Annotated in this window: 16 protein-coding genes and 2 tRNA genes; 12 read left to right on the forward strand and 6 right to left on the reverse strand. The window is 63.0% G+C overall.

Annotated elements, in window-relative coordinates; all coding sequences use genetic code 11:
- Positions 1-20: 20 nt before the first annotated feature.
- The 5 genes from ACZ9J7_RS07155 to rpmH are packed head-to-tail and all read right to left on the reverse strand — an operon-like array spanning position 21 to position 2,538.
- Positions 21-584, reverse strand: a complete 564-nt coding sequence (locus tag ACZ9J7_RS07155; RefSeq protein WP_476208197.1) for a Jag family protein — start codon at positions 582-584, stop codon at positions 21-23.
- The gene (yidC, locus tag ACZ9J7_RS07160) at positions 584-1,549 is read right to left on the reverse strand and encodes a membrane protein insertase YidC (RefSeq protein ID WP_476208199.1); all 966 of its coding nucleotides are present in this window, start codon (positions 1,547-1,549) and stop codon (positions 584-586) included. The genes ACZ9J7_RS07155 and yidC overlap by 1 nt, the downstream gene beginning before the upstream one ends.
- Positions 1,550-1,564: 15 nt before the next feature.
- Positions 1,565-1,957, reverse strand: coding sequence for a membrane protein insertion efficiency factor YidD (gene yidD, locus ACZ9J7_RS07165; RefSeq protein WP_476208200.1), 393 nt, complete (start codon positions 1,955-1,957; stop codon positions 1,565-1,567).
- Positions 1,950-2,360, reverse strand: a complete 411-nt coding sequence (rnpA, locus tag ACZ9J7_RS07170; RefSeq protein WP_476208202.1) for a ribonuclease P protein component — start codon at positions 2,358-2,360, stop codon at positions 1,950-1,952. The genes yidD and rnpA overlap by 8 nt, the downstream gene beginning before the upstream one ends.
- A 40-nt stretch (positions 2,361-2,400) precedes the next feature.
- Positions 2,401-2,538 carry a 50S ribosomal protein L34 gene (rpmH, locus tag ACZ9J7_RS07175; RefSeq protein ID WP_003800212.1) on the reverse strand — a complete coding sequence of 46 codons (138 nt, stop codon included), beginning with the start codon at positions 2,536-2,538 and terminating at the stop codon, positions 2,401-2,403.
- 470 nt (positions 2,539-3,008) lie between these two features.
- On the opposite strand from rpmH, the gene dnaA reads away from it, so the two are divergent.
- The 12 genes from dnaA to ACZ9J7_RS07235 all read left to right on the forward strand — a co-directional run bounded on the left by dnaA (position 3,009) and on the right by ACZ9J7_RS07235 (position 16,313).
- Positions 3,009-4,430 carry a chromosomal replication initiator protein DnaA gene (gene dnaA, locus ACZ9J7_RS07180; protein ID WP_476208210.1) on the forward strand — a complete coding sequence of 474 codons (1,422 nt, stop codon included), beginning with the start codon at positions 3,009-3,011 and terminating at the stop codon, positions 4,428-4,430.
- Positions 4,431-4,967: 537 nt separating this feature from the next.
- Positions 4,968-6,092: a DNA polymerase III subunit beta gene (dnaN, locus tag ACZ9J7_RS07185; RefSeq protein ID WP_141158802.1), complete on the forward strand. Its 1,125-nt coding sequence runs from the start codon at positions 4,968-4,970 to the stop codon at positions 6,090-6,092.
- Between the two features lie 116 nt (positions 6,093-6,208).
- Entirely contained in the window at positions 6,209-7,093 is an 885-nt protein-coding gene (gene gnd / locus ACZ9J7_RS07190; protein ID WP_476208212.1) for a phosphogluconate dehydrogenase (NAD(+)-dependent, decarboxylating), read from the forward strand.
- Between the two features lie 45 nt (positions 7,094-7,138).
- Entirely contained in the window at positions 7,139-8,344 is a 1,206-nt protein-coding gene (recF, locus tag ACZ9J7_RS07195) for a DNA replication/repair protein RecF (protein WP_476208214.1), read from the forward strand.
- Entirely contained in the window at positions 8,334-8,888 is a 555-nt protein-coding gene (locus tag ACZ9J7_RS07200; protein ID WP_476208216.1) for a DciA family protein, read from the forward strand. Before recF ends, ACZ9J7_RS07200 begins: the two co-directional genes overlap by 11 nt.
- Positions 8,889-9,263: 375 nt before the next feature.
- Positions 9,264-11,351, forward strand: a complete 2,088-nt coding sequence (gene gyrB / locus ACZ9J7_RS07205) for a DNA topoisomerase (ATP-hydrolyzing) subunit B (protein WP_476208217.1) — start codon at positions 9,264-9,266, stop codon at positions 11,349-11,351.
- Positions 11,352-11,406: 55 nt separating this feature from the next.
- Positions 11,407-14,085 (forward strand): DNA gyrase subunit A, encoded by a 2,679-nt coding sequence (gene gyrA, locus ACZ9J7_RS07210; RefSeq protein WP_476208219.1) that lies wholly within the window; start codon positions 11,407-11,409, stop codon positions 14,083-14,085.
- Positions 14,078-14,749, forward strand: a complete 672-nt coding sequence (locus tag ACZ9J7_RS07215) for a DUF3566 domain-containing protein (protein WP_476208221.1) — start codon at positions 14,078-14,080, stop codon at positions 14,747-14,749. Before gyrA ends, ACZ9J7_RS07215 begins: the two co-directional genes overlap by 8 nt.
- 97 nt (positions 14,750-14,846) lie before the next feature.
- Positions 14,847-14,920: transfer RNA gene (locus tag ACZ9J7_RS07220), tRNA-Ile, on the forward strand.
- A gap of 71 nt (positions 14,921-14,991) precedes the next feature.
- Positions 14,992-15,108, forward strand: a complete 117-nt coding sequence (locus ACZ9J7_RS07225; RefSeq protein WP_210411329.1) for a DLW-39 family protein — start codon at positions 14,992-14,994, stop codon at positions 15,106-15,108.
- Positions 15,109-15,180: 72 nt separating this feature from the next.
- A tRNA-Ala gene (locus ACZ9J7_RS07230) sits at positions 15,181-15,256 on the forward strand.
- A gap of 82 nt (positions 15,257-15,338) precedes the next feature.
- The gene (locus tag ACZ9J7_RS07235) at positions 15,339-16,313 is read left to right on the forward strand and encodes a DMT family transporter (protein WP_476208224.1); all 975 of its coding nucleotides are present in this window, start codon (positions 15,339-15,341) and stop codon (positions 16,311-16,313) included.
- Positions 16,314-16,316: 3 nt separating this feature from the next.
- Here ACZ9J7_RS07235 and ACZ9J7_RS07240 read toward each other — a convergent pair whose 3' ends face one another.
- Positions 16,317-17,192 (reverse strand): glycosyltransferase family 2 protein, encoded by an 876-nt coding sequence (locus ACZ9J7_RS07240; protein WP_476208225.1) that lies wholly within the window; start codon positions 17,190-17,192, stop codon positions 16,317-16,319.
- Positions 17,193-17,229: the final 37 nt, after the last annotated feature.

The raw sequence follows: 17,229 nt of genomic DNA on the forward strand, positions 1-17,229 counted from the left end.
AACTATTGGTCCGGCATTCACTAGTCTGCGGAAACGACGATATGGCGTCCGGCGCCCTCGCCCTCGGACTCGCTGACCAGGCCGAGGTCAGCTACGGCGTCGTGCACGATTTTGCGTTCGTAGGCGCTCATCGGCTCCAAGGCCACCGCCTTGCCGGATTCCTTTACGGAAGCTGCGGCGTCCTCGGCGATCTTCTGCAGGTGTCCGGTACGTTCCTGCCGGTAGCCATTGATGTCCAGCACGAGCCGTGAACGGTTCTCCGTCGCAGACAGCACTGCGAGGCGGGTCAGTTCCTGCAGGGCTTCCAGGACTTCACCGTCTTCGCCGACCAAGCCTTCAAGGCCTTCGGTTTCCTCTTCGGCAACGATGGAGATGTAGGTCCGTCCGTTGCGGACCTCGATGTCGATGTCGCCGTCGATGTCGGCGATGTCCAGCAGTTCCTCCAGGTAGTCGGCGGCGACGTCCCCCTCTTCCTCAAGGCGGCTGGCGGCGGAACCTTGGGCGGCGGGATCATCCTGGCCCACGGACTCGTCCTGATCTTCGATCTCTTCAGAAAGGGCGTGCTCGGTGCTCTCGGCTGACATTACTTCTTCTTCCTGTTCTTGCGCTGGGGCTGGACACGCTGTCCCTTGATCTCAACTGCGGCCGCTGCGGCTTCGTCGGCTGCTTCATCCCGCTTCCCGCTCAGGACGGACAGAGCCGGCAGGCCCCTGGCGGCACGGCGTTCGGCGAGGGCCTTTGCTGCGGGGGAGCCCGGCGTCGGCATCCGGCGGATAACGAAGAACTGCTGGCCCATGGTCCAAAGGTTGGTGGTGGTCCAGTAGATCAGCACGCCGATGGGGAAGTTGATGCCACCCACACCGAAGACGAGGGGCAGGATGTAGAGCATCATCTTCTGCTGCCGCATGAACGGGCTGGCCATGGCCTCTTCGGACATGTTCTTGGCCATGATCTGCTTCTGGGTGATGAACTGCGAGGCCGTCATGGCGAGGATCATCACGATGGACAGCACTACCACGGCAACGTTGCCGGCGCCCCCGTGCAGCAGGGCTGCAGACAGCGGAGCCCCAAAAATGCTGGACGCGTCGAACTCGACAACCTGCTCGTGGCTCATGGCCCCAATGCCTTCACCCTGTTCCTTCGCTCCTGAAATGCCGGAGAGCACCTGGAACAGGGCGAAGAAGAACGGCATCTGGATCAGCATGGGAAGGCATGCCGAGAACGGGTTGGTTCCATGCTTCTTGTACATGGCCATCTGTTCCTGGGCCATGGCCTGCCGGGACAGCTGGTCGGTCTTGCCTTTGTACTTCTCCTGGAGCTTCTTAAGGTCCGGCTGCAGGAGCTGCATGCCACGCTGCGCCTTGATCTGCTTGACGAATACAGGGATCAGGGCGGCACGGATCACCAGGACCAGTCCGATAATGGCCAGGGTCCAGGTCCAGCCATTCGCCGCTGGCATCCCAATGGCGCTCAGGCCATCGTGGAACGCGACCATGATGAAGGAAACCAGCCACTTAAATGGGGCAATGATTGTTCCAAAGATGTCCATACTTATCCCTATTCGTCAGGCCGCACTGCGGCCTTCTTCATCAGTCCGAGCAACCAGGTACCGGTCCGGATTGTTCAGCACAACAATTGTGGGGGTCTGGCCAGCTGGCCAGACCCGTCCCCCGGCGGGGACGTGGTCCACTCCGCCGGGATTCCATGGGTGGCAGTGGCCAAGGCGCCGGGCTGCAAGCCAGCTTCCCTTGACGGCGCCGTGAACGGTGACCGCTTCCAGGGCATAGGCCGAGCAGGAAGGGAAGAACCGGCAGACCGGCCCATACAAGGGAGAAACCACCTTGCGGTAGGCCATCAGCAGGAGAATGAGGATGTTCCGGGGCAGGTTCCAGAGAAACGTGCCGACAACGGCGGTCACGGTGCGGAGACGGGCGACGACGGCGGTGGCGTTAGGCACGCGGTGTCCCCTCCTGTGTTGTACCGGCTGAACCACTGCCGGCAGCCCGCGAAGGACGGCCGGCCAGCCGGTTCAGCGTAGATTCCAGTGCAGCGTTGTAGTCCGACAGCAGCTGGTCCCAGCTGGCCGAGGCGGACGCAGGAAGCGCCCGAACCACGATGGCGAGTCCTGTACCGTGCTCGCGCAACGAGGCAGCGGCCGCTTCTCTCAGTCTCCTCTTAACGAGGTTCCTGACCACAGCGTTCCCTACACTCTTGGAAACAATGAACCCGATCCGGCTGGGTTCGTCAGCAGCAATGGCTGCCGCATATAACACTACGTTCCGGCGTCCATTGCGGACACCGGAACGTACAGTTGTTGAAAAATCGGTTGGGGTCCTCAAGCGGTTGCGGGCGGCCAGCACCTTAAACTCGCAAGGGAATGTCTACCGATAAGCCAGTTATCTAGGCCGACAGTTCGGTGCGGCCCTTGCCACGACGGGCTGCCAGGATGGCACGGCCGGCACGGGTACGCATACGAAGGCGGAAGCCGTGCTTCTTGGCTCGACGGCGGTTATTCGGCTGAAAAGTCCGCTTGCTCACGTTAGTTACTCCAGTGGATCAAAGGTGCGCCCACCCGATCAGTAAAGGGGAAGAACTGGCCGACGCTAAGTTTTGTATATGCACGCTTCCCCCGACTGCCCAGGCGCACTGCGTCTGGATGTTCAGATGGGGCCCAAAAAGCGGACACAAAGGACTTCACAACGTTAGGGCAATTTGCGGGTCCGAGTCAAACCGGAACGGTACCGCACGGCTGTCCCCAGCTGTTGCTAAGTATCCCCAACAGCCTGTGGATGAAGTGGCTCACAGGGGCACTTCCAGAACCACAACCGTGTAATTATCCACAGCCAGATAGCCAGCTATCTTCTAGGCTTTTCATCACCTAGAGTGTCCCAGTAGCCGATTATCCACGGACTGTGCATAACCCTGTGGATGAAGCTGGGCCAGCACCCTGGTTCCGGACTTGGGGCTGCAGGCAATGCAGGCATAGCAAGTTTTGAGGGAACCGATTGATGACAGTAGACGAAGCCAACCACGCCAATACTGTCGGAAGTTCCTGGCGCCGGGTGGTCAGCCTGCTGGAACAGGACCACCGGGTATCACCACGCCAGCGTGGCTTTGTTATCCTTGCCCAGGCGCAGGGCCTTATCGGTTCCACGCTCCTGGTGGCCGTCCCGAACGAACTCACCCGCGAAGTGCTCCAGACCCAGGTCAAGGAAGCCCTTGACGATGCATTGCACAACGTTTTCTCCGAAGACATCCGCTGTGCCATCGACGTGGACACCGATCTGGTGCCCATCCACAAGGAGCCCGAGCCCGTCGTCGAACCTGCTTTCGCGCCGGACCAGGTCATCGAGCAGAAGCCGCAGCCTATGCTCCCCAGCACGTCGCATGAGTTCGGCCGGCTGAACCCCAAGTACGTCTTCGACACCTTCGTGATTGGTTCCTCGAACCGGTTCGCCCACGCCGCCGCCGTGGCTGTTGCCGAAGCGCCCGCCAAGGCATACAACCCGCTCTTCATCTACGGAGATTCAGGCCTGGGCAAGACCCACCTCCTGCATGCGATCGGCCATTACGCCCGGCGCCTCTACAGCGGGATCCGCGTCCGCTACGTGAACTCGGAAGAATTCACCAACGACTTCATCAACTCGATCCGCGATGACGAAGGCACCAGCTTCAAGACGACGTACCGGAACGTCGATGTCCTGCTGATCGACGACATCCAGTTCCTGGCGGGCAAGGACCGGACGCTGGAGGAGTTCTTCCACACCTTCAATGCCCTGCACAACAACAACAAGCAGGTAGTCATCACCTCGGACCAGCCGCCCAAGCTGCTGGCCGGGTTTGAGGACCGGATGAAGTCACGTTTCGAGTGGGGCCTGCTGACGGACATCCAGCCGCCGGAGCTTGAGACCCGTATCGCCATCCTCCGCAAGAAGGCGCTGAGCGAGGGGCTGTCCGCCCCGGACGATGCCTTGGAGTACATCGCATCGAAGATCTCCAGCAACATCCGCGAACTCGAAGGCGCCCTGATCCGGGTTACGGCCTTTGCCAGCCTGAACCGGCAGCCCGTGGACGTGGCCCTTGCCGAGATGGTCTTGAAGGACCTGATTACCGACGACGGCGCCCAGGAGATCACGTCCGCCCAGATCCTCCAGCAGACGGCTGACTACTTCAAGCTCAGCATGGAAGAACTCTGCAGCAAGTCCCGCACCCGGACCCTGGTGACTGCACGCCAGATCGCCATGTACCTGTGCCGGGAGCTGACGGACATGTCGCTTCCCAAGATCGGACAGGAACTTGGCGGCCGCGACCACACCACCGTCATCCACGCCGACCGAAAGATCCGCGAACTCATGGCGGAGCGCCGTGTGATCTACAACCAGGTGACCGAGCTGACCAACCGGATCAAACAGCAGCAACGCGACTCCTGAATCCACACCGCACCAGGCACTCTATACCTTATTAACAGGGGCATGTGGATAAGCCTGTGGATACTTAAGGGGACAAGCGCGGTTAATGGGCTTAAAACCCTTAAGCCGTCTGTGGATCGTTAAAAATGGCCGTTTGCGTTGTCCCCATCCACACCCTGTTTAAAACCCAGTTAACGCACAGTCCGTGAACAGGCCTTAAGCGCGGAACCACGCGGCTGGACCGGGTTATCCACAGTTTCCACAGCAGTTATTAACACTACTAATCCCAAAAAATTGAAATCCCTCAAACAACAAGAACCTTCCGCCCTTCCACCGAGGGGGCCCGCCGGCCCCGGAGGAGCCGGGCTGGTCCTGCGGGGGATGGGTTAATCCCCGATCTTCCGGCTAAGCTGTCAGCAGCGCTCCCATCCCTGGGTTTTCGTGTGGTTTCCGTCTCCGCGGACCATGCACCAGCCGGGGTGCGCCCAACTTCTTCCGGAGTTTCCTGCGAAATTCCCGGGTTTACATGGCAGCAGCAATGAAAGGCGGCACCCTTCCGTGAAGTTCAGAGTCGATCGGGACGTCCTGGCAGAAGCCGTCACCTGGACAGCCCGGTCGTTGTCTCCGCGGCCTCCAGTGCCTGTCCTGTCCGGCCTCCTGCTGAAGGCCGAAGCCGGAACCGTCAGCCTTTCCAGCTTTGACTACGAAACCTCGGCCCGCCTTGAGATCACCGCCGATATCCGGGACGAAGGCACCATCCTGGTATCCGGCCGCCTCCTGGCCGACATCTGCCGCAGCCTGCCGTCCGCCCCTGTGGACGTGGAGACTGACGGGAACAAAGTCACCCTCACCTGCCGCCGAAGCAGCTTCCACCTCGCCACCATGCCGGAAGCCGAGTACCCGCCACTTCCGTCACTGCCGGCCATCAGCGGAACCGTCCCGGGGGATGCCTTTGCCCAGGCTGTCTCCCAGGTGATCATCGCGGCGAGCAAGGACGACACCCTGCCCATCCTCACCGGCGTGCGGATGGAAATCGAGGACGACCTGATAACGCTCCTGGCCACCGACCGGTACCGTCTGGCCATGCGCGAAGTACCCTGGAAGCCTGTGACTCCCGGGATCTCCACCAGTGCCCTGGTCAAGGCCAAAACCCTCAACGAAGTAGCCAAAACGCTTGGCAACAGCGGCGACATCAACCTAGCCCTGTCCGACGACGACAGCCGCCTGATCGGTTTCGAGAGCGGAGGCCGCACCACCACCTCGCTGCTGGTGGATGGCGACTACCCCAAGATCCGGTCGCTGTTCCCCGAATCCACCCCGATCCACGCCACGGTGCAGACCCAGGAACTCGTTGAGGCTGTCCGCCGTGTATCGCTGGTGGCCGAACGCAACACCCCGGTCCGTCTTGCCTTCACCGACGGCCTGCTCAACCTTGATGCCGGAACGGGAGAGGACGCCCAGGCATCAGAAGAGCTTGAGGCCCAACTGTCCGGCGAGGACATCACGGTTGCCTTCAACCCGCATTACCTGATCGAGGGACTCAGCGTCATCGAAACCAAATTCGTCCGGTTCTCCTTCACCACCGCGCCCAAGCCCGCCATGATCACGGCCCAGGCAGACGCCGACGGCGAAGACCAGGACGACTACCGCTACCTGGTAATGCCGGTCCGGCTTCCCAACTAGTCCCCGCCGCCTCCCTTGCCTCGCAAGCTCGGCCAGGGAACCCGGGCGGCGTGGGCCCACCCATCGGCTCCCGCCGCCAACTCCGTTCCTCCCACTAGAGCAGAAAAGAGTTCATCATGCATATTGGACTGATCGGCCTCGGCAAAATGGGATTCAACATGCGTGAGCGCCTGCGCAAAGGTGGCCTGGAAGTCACCGGTTACGACCGGAACCCGGACGTAACCGATGCCGCCAGCGTCGATGAGCTGATCGCCGCCGTTCCGGCGCCAAGGATCATCTGGGTCATGGTGCCCTCGGGGCCCATAACGGACGCCGTCATCACAGAACTCAGCGAAAAGCTGGAACCGGGCGACCTGGTCATCGACGGAGGTAATTCCAGGTTCACCGAGGACCAGAAGCATGGCGAACTCCTTGCCGCCAAGGACATTCGTTTCGCTGACTGCGGTGTCTCGGGCGGCGTCTGGGGCTTGCAGAACGGTTACGGACTGATGGCCGGCGGGGATGCCGCAGACATTGAACGTGCCCTGCCGGTCTTCGATGCACTGCGTCCCGAAGGCGATCGGGCGGACAGCTTCGTCCACGTCGGCGGTATTGGGGCCGGCCACTACGCCAAAATGGTCCATAACGGAATCGAATACGGACTGATGCAGGCGTACGCCGAAGGCTACGAACTGCTTGCAGCCAAGGACATCGTCACCGATCTTCCCGGCACGTTCCGGGCTTGGCAAAAAGGAACCGTTGTCCGGTCCTGGCTCCTGGACCTCATGGTCAAGGCCCTCGACGAGGACCCCGGCCTGGCCTCGATCGACGATTACGTGGAAGACTCCGGCGAAGGCCGGTGGACCGTTGAGGAAGCCATCGCCAACGCCGTCCCCGCTCCGGCCATTACCGCCGCATTGTTCGCCCGGTTTGCGTCCCGGGAGGATACCTCGCCAGCCATGAAGATGGTTTCCGCGCTGCGCCACCAGTTCGGCGGCCACGCAACCCGTCCCGCCAAGTAGCAGCCACCGGGAACCAGCAGAGTTCCCAGAATTGCCGAAAACCGCGTGTATCTGGAACACCTTTCACTGACCGACTTCCGCAGTTACGCCCAGGTGGATCTCGCCCTGGAACCCGGCGTCACCGTCCTTGTGGGATACAACGGCATCGGCAAGACCAACCTGATGGAGGCCATCGGCTACCTGGCTACCCTCAGTTCCCACCGGGTCAGCTCCGATGCGCCCCTGCTGAGGTTCGGCACGGAACGCGCGCTGGTCCGGGCGCGGCTGGTCCGCGGAACGCAGACCACGGTCCTTGAACTGGAAATCAACGCCAGCCGGGCAAACCGTGGGCGTATCAACCGCAGTAATCCTGTGCGTGCACGTGACCTCGTGGGCATCTGCCAGACAGTACTTTTCGCTCCGGAAGATCTGGCGTTGGTCAAGGGAGATCCGTCCAACCGCCGCCGCTTCCTGGACGAGCTGCTGGCCAGCCTCATCCCGCACCACGCGGCCACCCGCAGTGACTACGACCGGGTGCTGAAACAGCGCAATGCCCTGCTCAAGTCCGCGCGGGCGGGTAAGTTCACCTCCGCGCATGAATCCACCCTCGAGGTGTGGGACCAACACATGGCCAAGGCCGGAGCGGAATTGCTGCACGCGCGGCTGGAGCTCGTGGAAAGGCTGCGCCCGCACCTCGCCCGCGCCTACGCCGAACTTACGGATGCGTCCAAGCCGGCGGACGCCACCTACCGGTCAACGCTGCAGAACCAGATGGACGACGACGGCGTTCCGGCCGGAAGTGCCCAGGGCGCCACGGGGGGAGGTTCTTCAGGCAGCCCCGATGACCTCCGCCTTCTCTCCGTGGACCAGCTCACGGACCGCTATGTCCAGGCATTCGCGGATTCCCGCAGGAAAGAACTTGAACGCGGCATCTCCCTGGTGGGCCCGCACCGTGACGATTTGGAATTGATGCTCGGGCAAGCCCCTGCCAAGGGGTACGCCTCGCATGGTGAAACCTGGTCCATGTGCCTGTCCCTTCGCCTGGCCTCGTATTACGTGATGCTGGACGATGCGCGCACCGGCGGTTCTGCGCCCATCCTCATCCTGGACGACGTCTTTGCCGAACTCGACGTCCAGCGCAGGCGTAAACTGGCCGCAATAGTCTCCGGCGCGGAACAGGTCCTGGTGACCGCCGCCGTCGACGCCGATATTCCGGAAGAACTCTCCGGACGGCGGGTGAAGGTCGTCCCGGGAGGTATCGATGAGCAGTGACCAGCGCGGCGGGCTGCAGCCCGGCCGGGAACCTGACGACATCGATGCCCCGCAGGCTGCACTGAACCGTATGCGTGAAGCCGCGGCCGCGCGCGGCGAAGTCCGCCGGAAAGTGGCGCGTCCGGGCGCACCGAAAACCAAGGGCAGTATCCGGGACACCCGCGGCTTCAGCCAGTTCCACGCCACCGGGCGGGATCCCCTGGGGCTGGGGAAAGTGGTTGGCCGGCTGGTGGCGGAGCGGGGCTGGACGTCGCCGGTCGCCGTTGGTTCGGTCATGGCGGAGTGGGCAACCCTGGTGGGACCGGAAATCTCCTCCCACTGCACACCGGAGAGCTTTACCGACACCACCCTCCACGTGCGGTGTGATTCCACGGCATGGGCCACCCAGCTTCGGCTCCTGAGCACCAGCCTGCTTGATAAGTTCCGGCGGGAACTGGGTGATGGAGTGGTCACCAAAATCCAGGTCCTCGGACCGTCGGCACCGAGCTGGCGCAAGGGTGGACGCAGTGTCCAGGGCCGTGGTCCCCGGGATACTTACGGATAGCCGGAGCGGCAACTCTTGAAACTGCGCGCAAGGGCGTGTAGGGCGCTGTAAGGACCAGTGCGCGTATAGGCACCCGGAGGGCGTACCGCTGGGCCGCCCTAGGCGCGGCCAAGAGCCTCGCACAGCCATGTTCACCTGTGCTGAAGGCCCTGGAATGCGGGGATATGAGCCGGTTCACGGTAGAATTGGTGCAGATAACTGGGCGCGGATGAAACGTTGACTTCAGTCCGTTCTCCGTGCGCTCTCCGCGTTCGGGGAACGGAGCACCACTGTCAGCAGGTCACCGGCGCCATAAGTTTGTGCCTGTTGGCGGGTGGCTTTCCCTGGGAGAGGCACCGGCCGGCCATCATCGAGAACAGAGGAGTCGCAGCGCCTGTGGCTAACGACAATACAGATATTCTGGCAGCAGATACAGCAGTCGAGGATGGCCGCACCCCTGACACCCCGGCTGCTGCCACCACGCCGCGGGAATATGGCGCCAGCGACATCACTGTCCTCGAGGGCCTCGAAGCTGTCCGCAAACGTCCAGGCATGTACATCGGATCCACCGGACCCCGTGGCCTCCACCACCTGGTGTACGAGGTGGTGGACAACTCCGTGGACGAAGCATTGGCCGGATACTGCAGCCACATCGAGATCGTCCTGCAGGCCGACGGCGGCGTTAAAGTAGTCGATGACGGCCGCGGTATCCCGGTGGACATGCACCCCACGGAACACAAGCCCACCGTCGAGGTGGTCATGACCATCCTGCACGCCGGCGGCAAGTTCGGTGGCGGTGGATACGCAGTCTCCGGTGGCCTGCACGGCGTGGGCATCTCAGTGGTCAACGCCCTGTCCAGCCGCGTGGACACCGAAGTGCGCCGCCAGGGACACGTATGGCGGATGTCCTTTGCCGACGGAGGCAAGCCGCAGGGCAGCCTGGTCATGGGCGAAGAGACGGACGCCACGGGAACCACCCAGACGTTCTACCCGGATCCGGCGATCTTTGAGACCACGGACTTCGATTTCGAGACGCTGCGCGCCCGCTTCCAGCAGATGGCGTTCCTGAACAAGGGCCTGCGGATCACCCTGACGGATGAGCGCGCACCGGCCGGGGACAATGCCGACGGCGACCTGGACCTTGACGACCTCAGCACCGAGGGCGAAGTCAGCGCAGAACACCGCACTGTGGTCTACCAATACGACGAAGGCCTGCTGGACTACGTCCGGCACCTGAACTCGGGCAAGAAGGTCGAGGTGGTCCATGAGGACGTCATCGCCTTCGAAACTGAGGACAAGGACCGCAAGATCGCCTTGGAAATGGCGATGCAGTGGACCAGCGCCTATTCCGAAAGCGTCCACACCTACGCCAACACCATCAACACCCACGAAGGTGGCACGCACGAAGAAGGCTTCCGTGCTGCCATGACCTCCCTGGTCAACCGCTATGCCCGGGAAAAAGGCATCATCAAGGAAAAGGACGACAACCTCACGGGTGACGACATCCGTGAAGGCCTCACCGCCGTCATTTCCGTCAAGTTGGCTGAACCGCAGTTCGAGGGCCAGACGAAGACCAAGCTCGGCAATTCCGAGGTCAAAGGCTTCGTCCAGCGCGTGGTCACCGACGGGCTGGGCGACTGGCTCGAGCGCAATCCCGGCCCCGCCCGCGACGTGATCCGCAAAGCGATCTCTGCCGCGCAGGCCAGGATGGCTGCGCGCAAGGCCCGCGACAATGCTCGGCGCAAGAGCCCGCTGGAGTCCTTTGGCATGCCCGGCAAGCTTTCGGACTGCTCCTCCAAAAACCCGGAAAAGTGCGAGGTCTACATCGTGGAGGGTGACTCGGCCGGTGGTTCCGCCAAGCGCGGCCGCAACCCCGAGACCCAGGCCATCCTGCCGCTGCGCGGCAAGATCCTGAACGTGGAGCGCGCCCGTTTGGACAAGGCCCTGGGCAACGCCGAAGTCCAGTCCATGATCACCGCCTTTGGCACCGGCATCGGCGAGGACTTTGATCTCACCAAGCTGCGCTACCACAAGATCGTGCTCATGGCGGATGCCGACGTGGACGGCCAGCACATCACCACACTGCTGATGACCCTGCTGTTCCGGTACATGCGCCCCCTCATCGAGAACGGCTATGTATACCTGGCCCAGCCGCCGCTGTACCGGATCAAGTGGTCCAACGCCCCCCACGACTACGTGTACAGCGACCGTGAACGCGACGCCAAACTCGTGGCCGGGCAGGCAGCCGGACGCCGCATTCCCAAGGACAACGGCATCCAGCGTTACAAGGGCCTCGGCGAGATGGACTACACCGAATTGTGGGACACCACCATGGACCCCGACCACCGCACCCTGCTGCAGGTGACCATGGATGACGCCCTCGCCGCCGACCAGATCTTCTCCGTCCTCATGGGTGAAGACGTGGAATCCCGACGCAACTTCATCCAGCAGAACGCCAAGGACGTCAGGTTCCTGGACATCTAAGGACCCGCTCCAAAGTATTCGGAACCAGACATATACCTGAAACGGAAAATAACTAATGAGCGACGAAATCCCCGAGAACTCCGCCCCTGAGGGCGGAACTCCGGACACCGTTCTTGAAGGCGACGTGCTGATCGACCGCGTGGAACAGGTGGACCTGCAGACGGAAATGCAGCGTTCCTACCTGGACTACGCCATGGCCGTCATCGTGGGCCGTGCCCTGCCCGACGTCCGCGATGGCCTCAAGCCCGTGCACCGCCGCGTGCTGTACGCCATGTTCGACGGCGGCTACCGCCCCGACCGGTCCTTCAACAAGTGCGCCCGCGTGGTGGGCGAGGTCATGGGCCAGTACCACCCCCACGGTGACACCGCGATCTACGACGCCCTGGTGCGCCTCATCCAGGACTGGACCATGCGCTACCCGCTGGCGCTGGGGCAGGGAAACTTCGGCTCACCCGGCAACGACGGCGCCGCCGCACCGCGGTACACCGAAACCAAAATGGCGCCGCTGGCCATGGAAATGGTCCGGGACATCGACGAGGAAACCGTCGATTTCCAGGACAACTATGACGGCAAGAACCAGGAACCCACCATCCTGCCGGCCAGGTTCCCCAACCTGCTGGTGAACGGTTCTTCCGGCATCGCCGTAGGCATGGCCACCAACATCCCGCCGCACAACCTCCGGGAAGTAGCCGACGGCGTGCAGTGGTACCTATCCAACCCTGGTGCCACGCGCGAGGAACTCCTCGAGGAATTGCTGGTGCGGGTCAAGGGCCCGGATTTCCCCACCGGAGCCACCATCCTTGGCCACAAGGGCATCGAAGACGCCTACCGCACCGGCCGCGGCTCGGTCACCATGCGCGCCGTGGTTGCCGTGGAGGAACTGCAGGGCCGGACCTGCCTGGTGGTCACGGAGCTTCCCTACCAGGCCAACCCTGACAACCTGGCCATCAAGATCGCCGAACTGGTCAAGGACGGCAAGATCCAGGGCATTGCCGACCTCCGCGATGAAACATCCGGACGCACCGGCCAGCGCCTGGTGATCGTGCTGAAGCGCGACGCGGTGCCCAAGGTGGTGCTGAACAACCTCTACAAGCACACCGAACTGCAGAGCAACTTCTCAGCCAACATGCTGGCCATCGTGGACGGTGTGCCGCGGACCCTGAGCCTGGATGCGTTCATCCGCCACTGGGTGACGCACCAGATGGACGTCATCGCCCGCCGCACCCGGTACCGGCTGCGCAAGGCAGAGGAAGAAGCCCATATCCTGCGGGCGCTCCTGAAGGCACTGGACATGCTGGATGAGGTCATCGCCCTCATCCGCGCCTCCAGCACCACCGAAGCCGCCCGGGACGGGCTGATGGAGCTGCTGGACATCGATGAGCTGCAGGCCCGGGCCATCCTGGACATGCAGCTGCGCCGCCTCGCCGCCCTGGAACGCCAGCGCATTCAGGAAAAGCACGCAGAACTCGAAGCCCTGATCACCGAATACAAGGAAATCCTTGGTTCGGAACAGCGCCAGCGCGAGATCATCAGCACCGAGCTCGGTGAGATCGTGGACAAGCACGGCGATGACCGCCGCACCAAGATCCTCATGGGCTACGACGGCGACATGTCCATGGAGGACCTGATCCCCGAAGAGGAGATGGTGGTCACCATCACCCGCGGCGGCTACGTCAAGCGCACCCGCAGCGACAATTACCGGTCGCAGCAGCGCGGCGGCAAAGGCATCAAGGGCGCCCAGCTGCGTGGAGACGACGTGGTGGAGCACTTCTTCGTTACCACCACCCACCACTGGCTGCTGTTCTTCACCAACCTGGGCAGGGTCTACCGCGCGAAGGCCTACGAGCTGATGGAAGCCGGCAGGGACGCCAAGGGCCAGCATGTGGCCAACCTGATGGCCTTCCAGCCTGACGAACACATCGCCCAGGTGCTGGATCTCAAGGACTACCAGCAGGCCCCGTACCTGGTCCTCGCCACCAAGAGGGGCCTGGTGAAGAAGACCAGGCTGGAAGATTACGACACCAACCGTTCGGCCGGCGTGATCGCCATCAACCTGCGGGACGGTGACGAACTGGTCTCCGCGCAGCTGGTGTCCGAGACCGATGACCTCTTCCTGGTCTCCCGCAAGGGCCAGTCAATCCGCTTCACCGCGACCGATGACGCCCTGCGCCCCATGGGCCGTGCCACCTCCGGCGTTACCGGCATGAAATTCCGCGAGGATGACGAACTGCTTGCCGCAGACGTGGTCACCGACGGTTCATTCGTGTTCATCGTGACCGAAGGCGGCTACGCCAAGCGCACTGCCGTGGAGGAGTACCGGCTCCAGGGCCGCGGCGGCCTGGGCATCAAGGTAGGAAAGTACCAGGAAGAGCGCGGCCACCTGGTGGGCGCACTCATCGTGCAGGAAGAAGACGAAGTCCTGGTGGTCATGGAGGGCGGCAAGGTTGTTCGGTCTTCCGTGGCCGGTGTCCCGGCCAAGGGCCGTGACACCATGGGCGTCATCTTCGCCAAACCGGACAAGAACGACCGGATTATCGAGGTGGCACGCAACAGCGAACGCGGTCTTGAGGACGAGGAATCCGCCGACGATGACGTAACGTTGGCTGAAGATGGCGGAACCGCTGGGGAATCCGCCGCGCCAGCAATGGCAGAAGAATCACCGGCCGTTGAGTCAGAGGACGCCTCGGGCGACGCTGAGCCGAACGAAGACAACACGGAGGTAACGAGTGAGTAATTCCGACTCATTTCCCAAGCCGAACAGTACTGTTCCCGACGGGAACCGGCCTTCAGCGGCACCCCGCGTGAACGCCCCCGTTCGTCCCCAGCAGCGCCCCTCGGCGCCCGCCGGTGCACCGGGCCAGCGGCCTGCCGTCCCGGGCCAGCGCCCCCAGCAGGGAGAGCGGCCCGCACAGCCAGGCCAGCGCCCCTTCCAGGGCCAGCCCGGCCAGCGCCCGGCACAAACAGGCCAGCGTCCTGCGCAGGGAGCCTCCGGCCAGGGAACTCCGGGCCTGGTGAAGCCCGCTCCGAAGGCAAAGGTCCGCCGGGCCAGGCTGCTGATCAGCAAGGTGGATCCGTGGTCCGTGCTGAAGATGGCATTCCTGCTGTCTGTGGCACTGGGCATCGTCACGGTGGTGGCCGCCATCGTCCTGTGGACCGTCCTGGACCTCACCGGGATCTTTGACCAGGTGGACAGCCTCCTCGGCACGTTGGCGGGCGCAGAAAGCGGCGGCTTCGAGCTGAAGAAGGTTGCTTCGCTGGGCCAGGTGGCCTCATTCGCCACCATCATTGCCGTGGTCAACGTCGTCCTGCTGACGGCGCTCTCCATGCTTTCCGCTGTCCTGTACAACATTTCCGCCACCCTGGTGGGCGGCATCGGCGTGACCCTCACCGACGATTAGGACACCATTCCACCGGCTCCACGCCGGTGGAATGCCCCGATTTGAGATCGGGCCGGGGTGTGCTGTAAAGTCATGTCTCGGCCCGATGAGGGATTGAGGGCGTATAGCTCAGGCGGTTAGAGCGCTTCGCTGATAACGAAGAGGTCCCAGGTTCAAGTCCTGGTACGCCCACGGAACCTGTGCAGGTTTCAAACCGAGGTTTGGTCCGGATCCGTCCGGTACCTTGCCGGATTGGGGAGCATGTGAAGAAGTTGCTTGTACTGGCAGCCGCAATCGCAGGCTTCCTGGTTTACCGGAAAGCACAGGAATCCGAAGCCCGGAAAACGGTCTGGAGCAAGTCAACCGACACGGTCGACTAGCCCGGACACCCACTCCGGGAGCCGGTCAGAGGCTCCCCGGTTCTAGGGTATGATTGACGGGTTGCTTCTTATGGGGGCATGGCGCAATTGGTAGCGCACCTGCTTTGCAAGCAGGGGGTTCGGGGTTCGAGTCCCCGTGCCTCCACCATAGGAAAGTCCCGGTCAGCGGAAACGCCGGCCGGGACTTTTTGCTTTCCATCTGCGCACGGAACCAGCACCAGGGGGCTGCATTGAACTTCTTTTTCGCTGCCCTGGGGGTCCTGGGCGTTGCATCCTCCGGACCGCTCATCGCCGCCACGCTTGGCGCCACCAGCGTCAGCGCGCTTGCCATCGCCTTCTGGCGCAATGCCATCGGTGCCGCTGTCATGGCAACTCCCACCCTTGCCCGGGAACCCGGCCAGTTCCGCAGGATCAGCGGCCGGGAGTTCCGCTGGTCCATGTTGGCCGCCATTGCGCTGGCCCTGCACTTCGCCTGTTTCATCACATCCCTTCAGCTGACGTCCGTAGCAGCTGCCACAGCCCTCGTGTGCCTGCAGTCGGCATGGATTGCCGTCTTTCAGCTCTTCCGCGGCATCCGCCACCGCTGGCAGGTCCTGGCAGGGCTGGGAATTGCCTTTGGCGGAGTCCTTGCGATCACCGGCTTCGATATGGGCTCCTCCCCGCAGGCCCTCACGGGAGACCTGCTGGCCATGGCCGGTGGAGCGCTGGCAGGACTATATACGCTCGCCGGCGGTAAGGCCCGGCAAAGCATGTCCACCGGGACCTATACAACGCTGTGCTACGGGATGTGCGCCGTCCTCGTGGCAGGAATGGCGCTGCTCTGGGGGCAACCCCTGGCCGGGTTCGAGCCGGCCGGCTGGCTGGGCATCGCGGCTATCACCGTCTGCGCCCAATTGGTGGGCCACACTGCCTTCAACCACCTGCTGGCTACCATGAGCCCATTGATTGTCTCCATGATCATCCTCCTGGAGATCCCCGGCGCAGCGCTGCTGGCCGCCCTGTTCCTGCATGAGACCCTGCCGGCAGGCACCTATGCAGGGCTCGGCCTGATCCTGGCGGGACTTGCCGTCGTGGTCCTGGGTCAACGGAACGGCAGGGGCCGAAGGAGTGGCCGGGGCCAGGGGAACGCCATGGGCAGGGGCCGAGGAACGGATCCGCAGGAGGAACCGCCGCCGGAATACCTCACCGGGCTGGGAACCGACTAGGCGCTACTGGCCGCCGCGCCGGACCGGCTGGGCCGTATTGACGGTGTGGATGGCCCTGAGGAGCTTGGCCGGGAAGTACACCGAGAAGAACACCACCATGGGGGCCTTCAGCGCCATCTTCCGGACGTTGTGCGCCTTGTAGGTCCGGTCGAACCGGGTGACGTAGTAGCGGTAGTCCCGCGGTGAATCCTCAAGCCTCCGGGCCGACATCCCGGATACCATCTGAGGCCAGTAACGGACCGGCAGCTCATGGTCGGCCAGGTGCAGGGACAAATCGATGTCCTCATGCATCTCGTCCTTCTCATCCCGGCATGTTTCGGAACGGATGGTCTCCCAGGCGCTGGCCCGCAGCGCCATGTTGGAGCCGAAGAGGAAATGGTACTGGTGCTTGGCCAGCTTCAGCATGAGCTGGCGCATTTTGTCGTCCGCCTTGAGTCCAAAGCGGCGCATCGGCATGTCGTAGTAGACCACGGGGCCGGTTGCCGCCTGGACCGACTGGTCCGCGAAGGCCTTCTGCACCTGCTCGACCCAGTCGGGTTCCACAATGGAATCGGCGTCGATCCGGCCCAGGATGTCCCCGGTGGCACTGTCCAGCCCGAAGTTCCTGGTGGGGATCAGTCCCTGCTCGCGGTCCTGGCTCAGGAGGATGATGGGGCTTTCCGGATACTCAAGCTGCATCTGGCGGACAATGTCAGCGGTCCGGTCCTTCGAAAGGTTGTCCACCACGATGATCTCGTGGGCGGGAACGGACTGGTAGATGGCAGCTATCAGGCACTGCCTGATTACGCCCTCCTCGTTGTACGCCGGGATGACGATTGACACGCGGAGCTGTACGGCTGCGTCGTTCACGGCATCCCCAGAGGATCGATTGGCTGACATCACTTCAAATCTAGCATCCGGGCAAGATGCCTCCGCG

This window comes from Pseudarthrobacter sp. TE9888 (assembly GCF_056279345.1).

Coding starts and splice junctions, on each gene's coding strand:
- dnaA (WP_476208210.1), top strand. CDS start 3,009: ATGACAGTAGACGAAGCCAACCACGCCAATACTGTCGGAAGTTCCTGG.
- ACZ9J7_RS07240 (WP_476208225.1), bottom strand. CDS start 17,192: ATGTCAGCCAATCGATCCTCTGGGGATGCCGTGAACGACGCAGCCGTA.
- gyrA (WP_476208219.1), top strand. CDS start 11,407: ATGAGCGACGAAATCCCCGAGAACTCCGCCCCTGAGGGCGGAACTCCG.
- ACZ9J7_RS07155 (WP_476208197.1), bottom strand. CDS start 584: ATGTCAGCCGAGAGCACCGAGCACGCCCTTTCTGAAGAGATCGAAGAT.
- gnd (WP_476208212.1), top strand. CDS start 6,209: ATGCATATTGGACTGATCGGCCTCGGCAAAATGGGATTCAACATGCGT.
- ACZ9J7_RS07200 (WP_476208216.1), top strand. CDS start 8,334: ATGAGCAGTGACCAGCGCGGCGGGCTGCAGCCCGGCCGGGAACCTGAC.
- yidC (WP_476208199.1), bottom strand. CDS start 1,549: ATGGACATCTTTGGAACAATCATTGCCCCATTTAAGTGGCTGGTTTCC.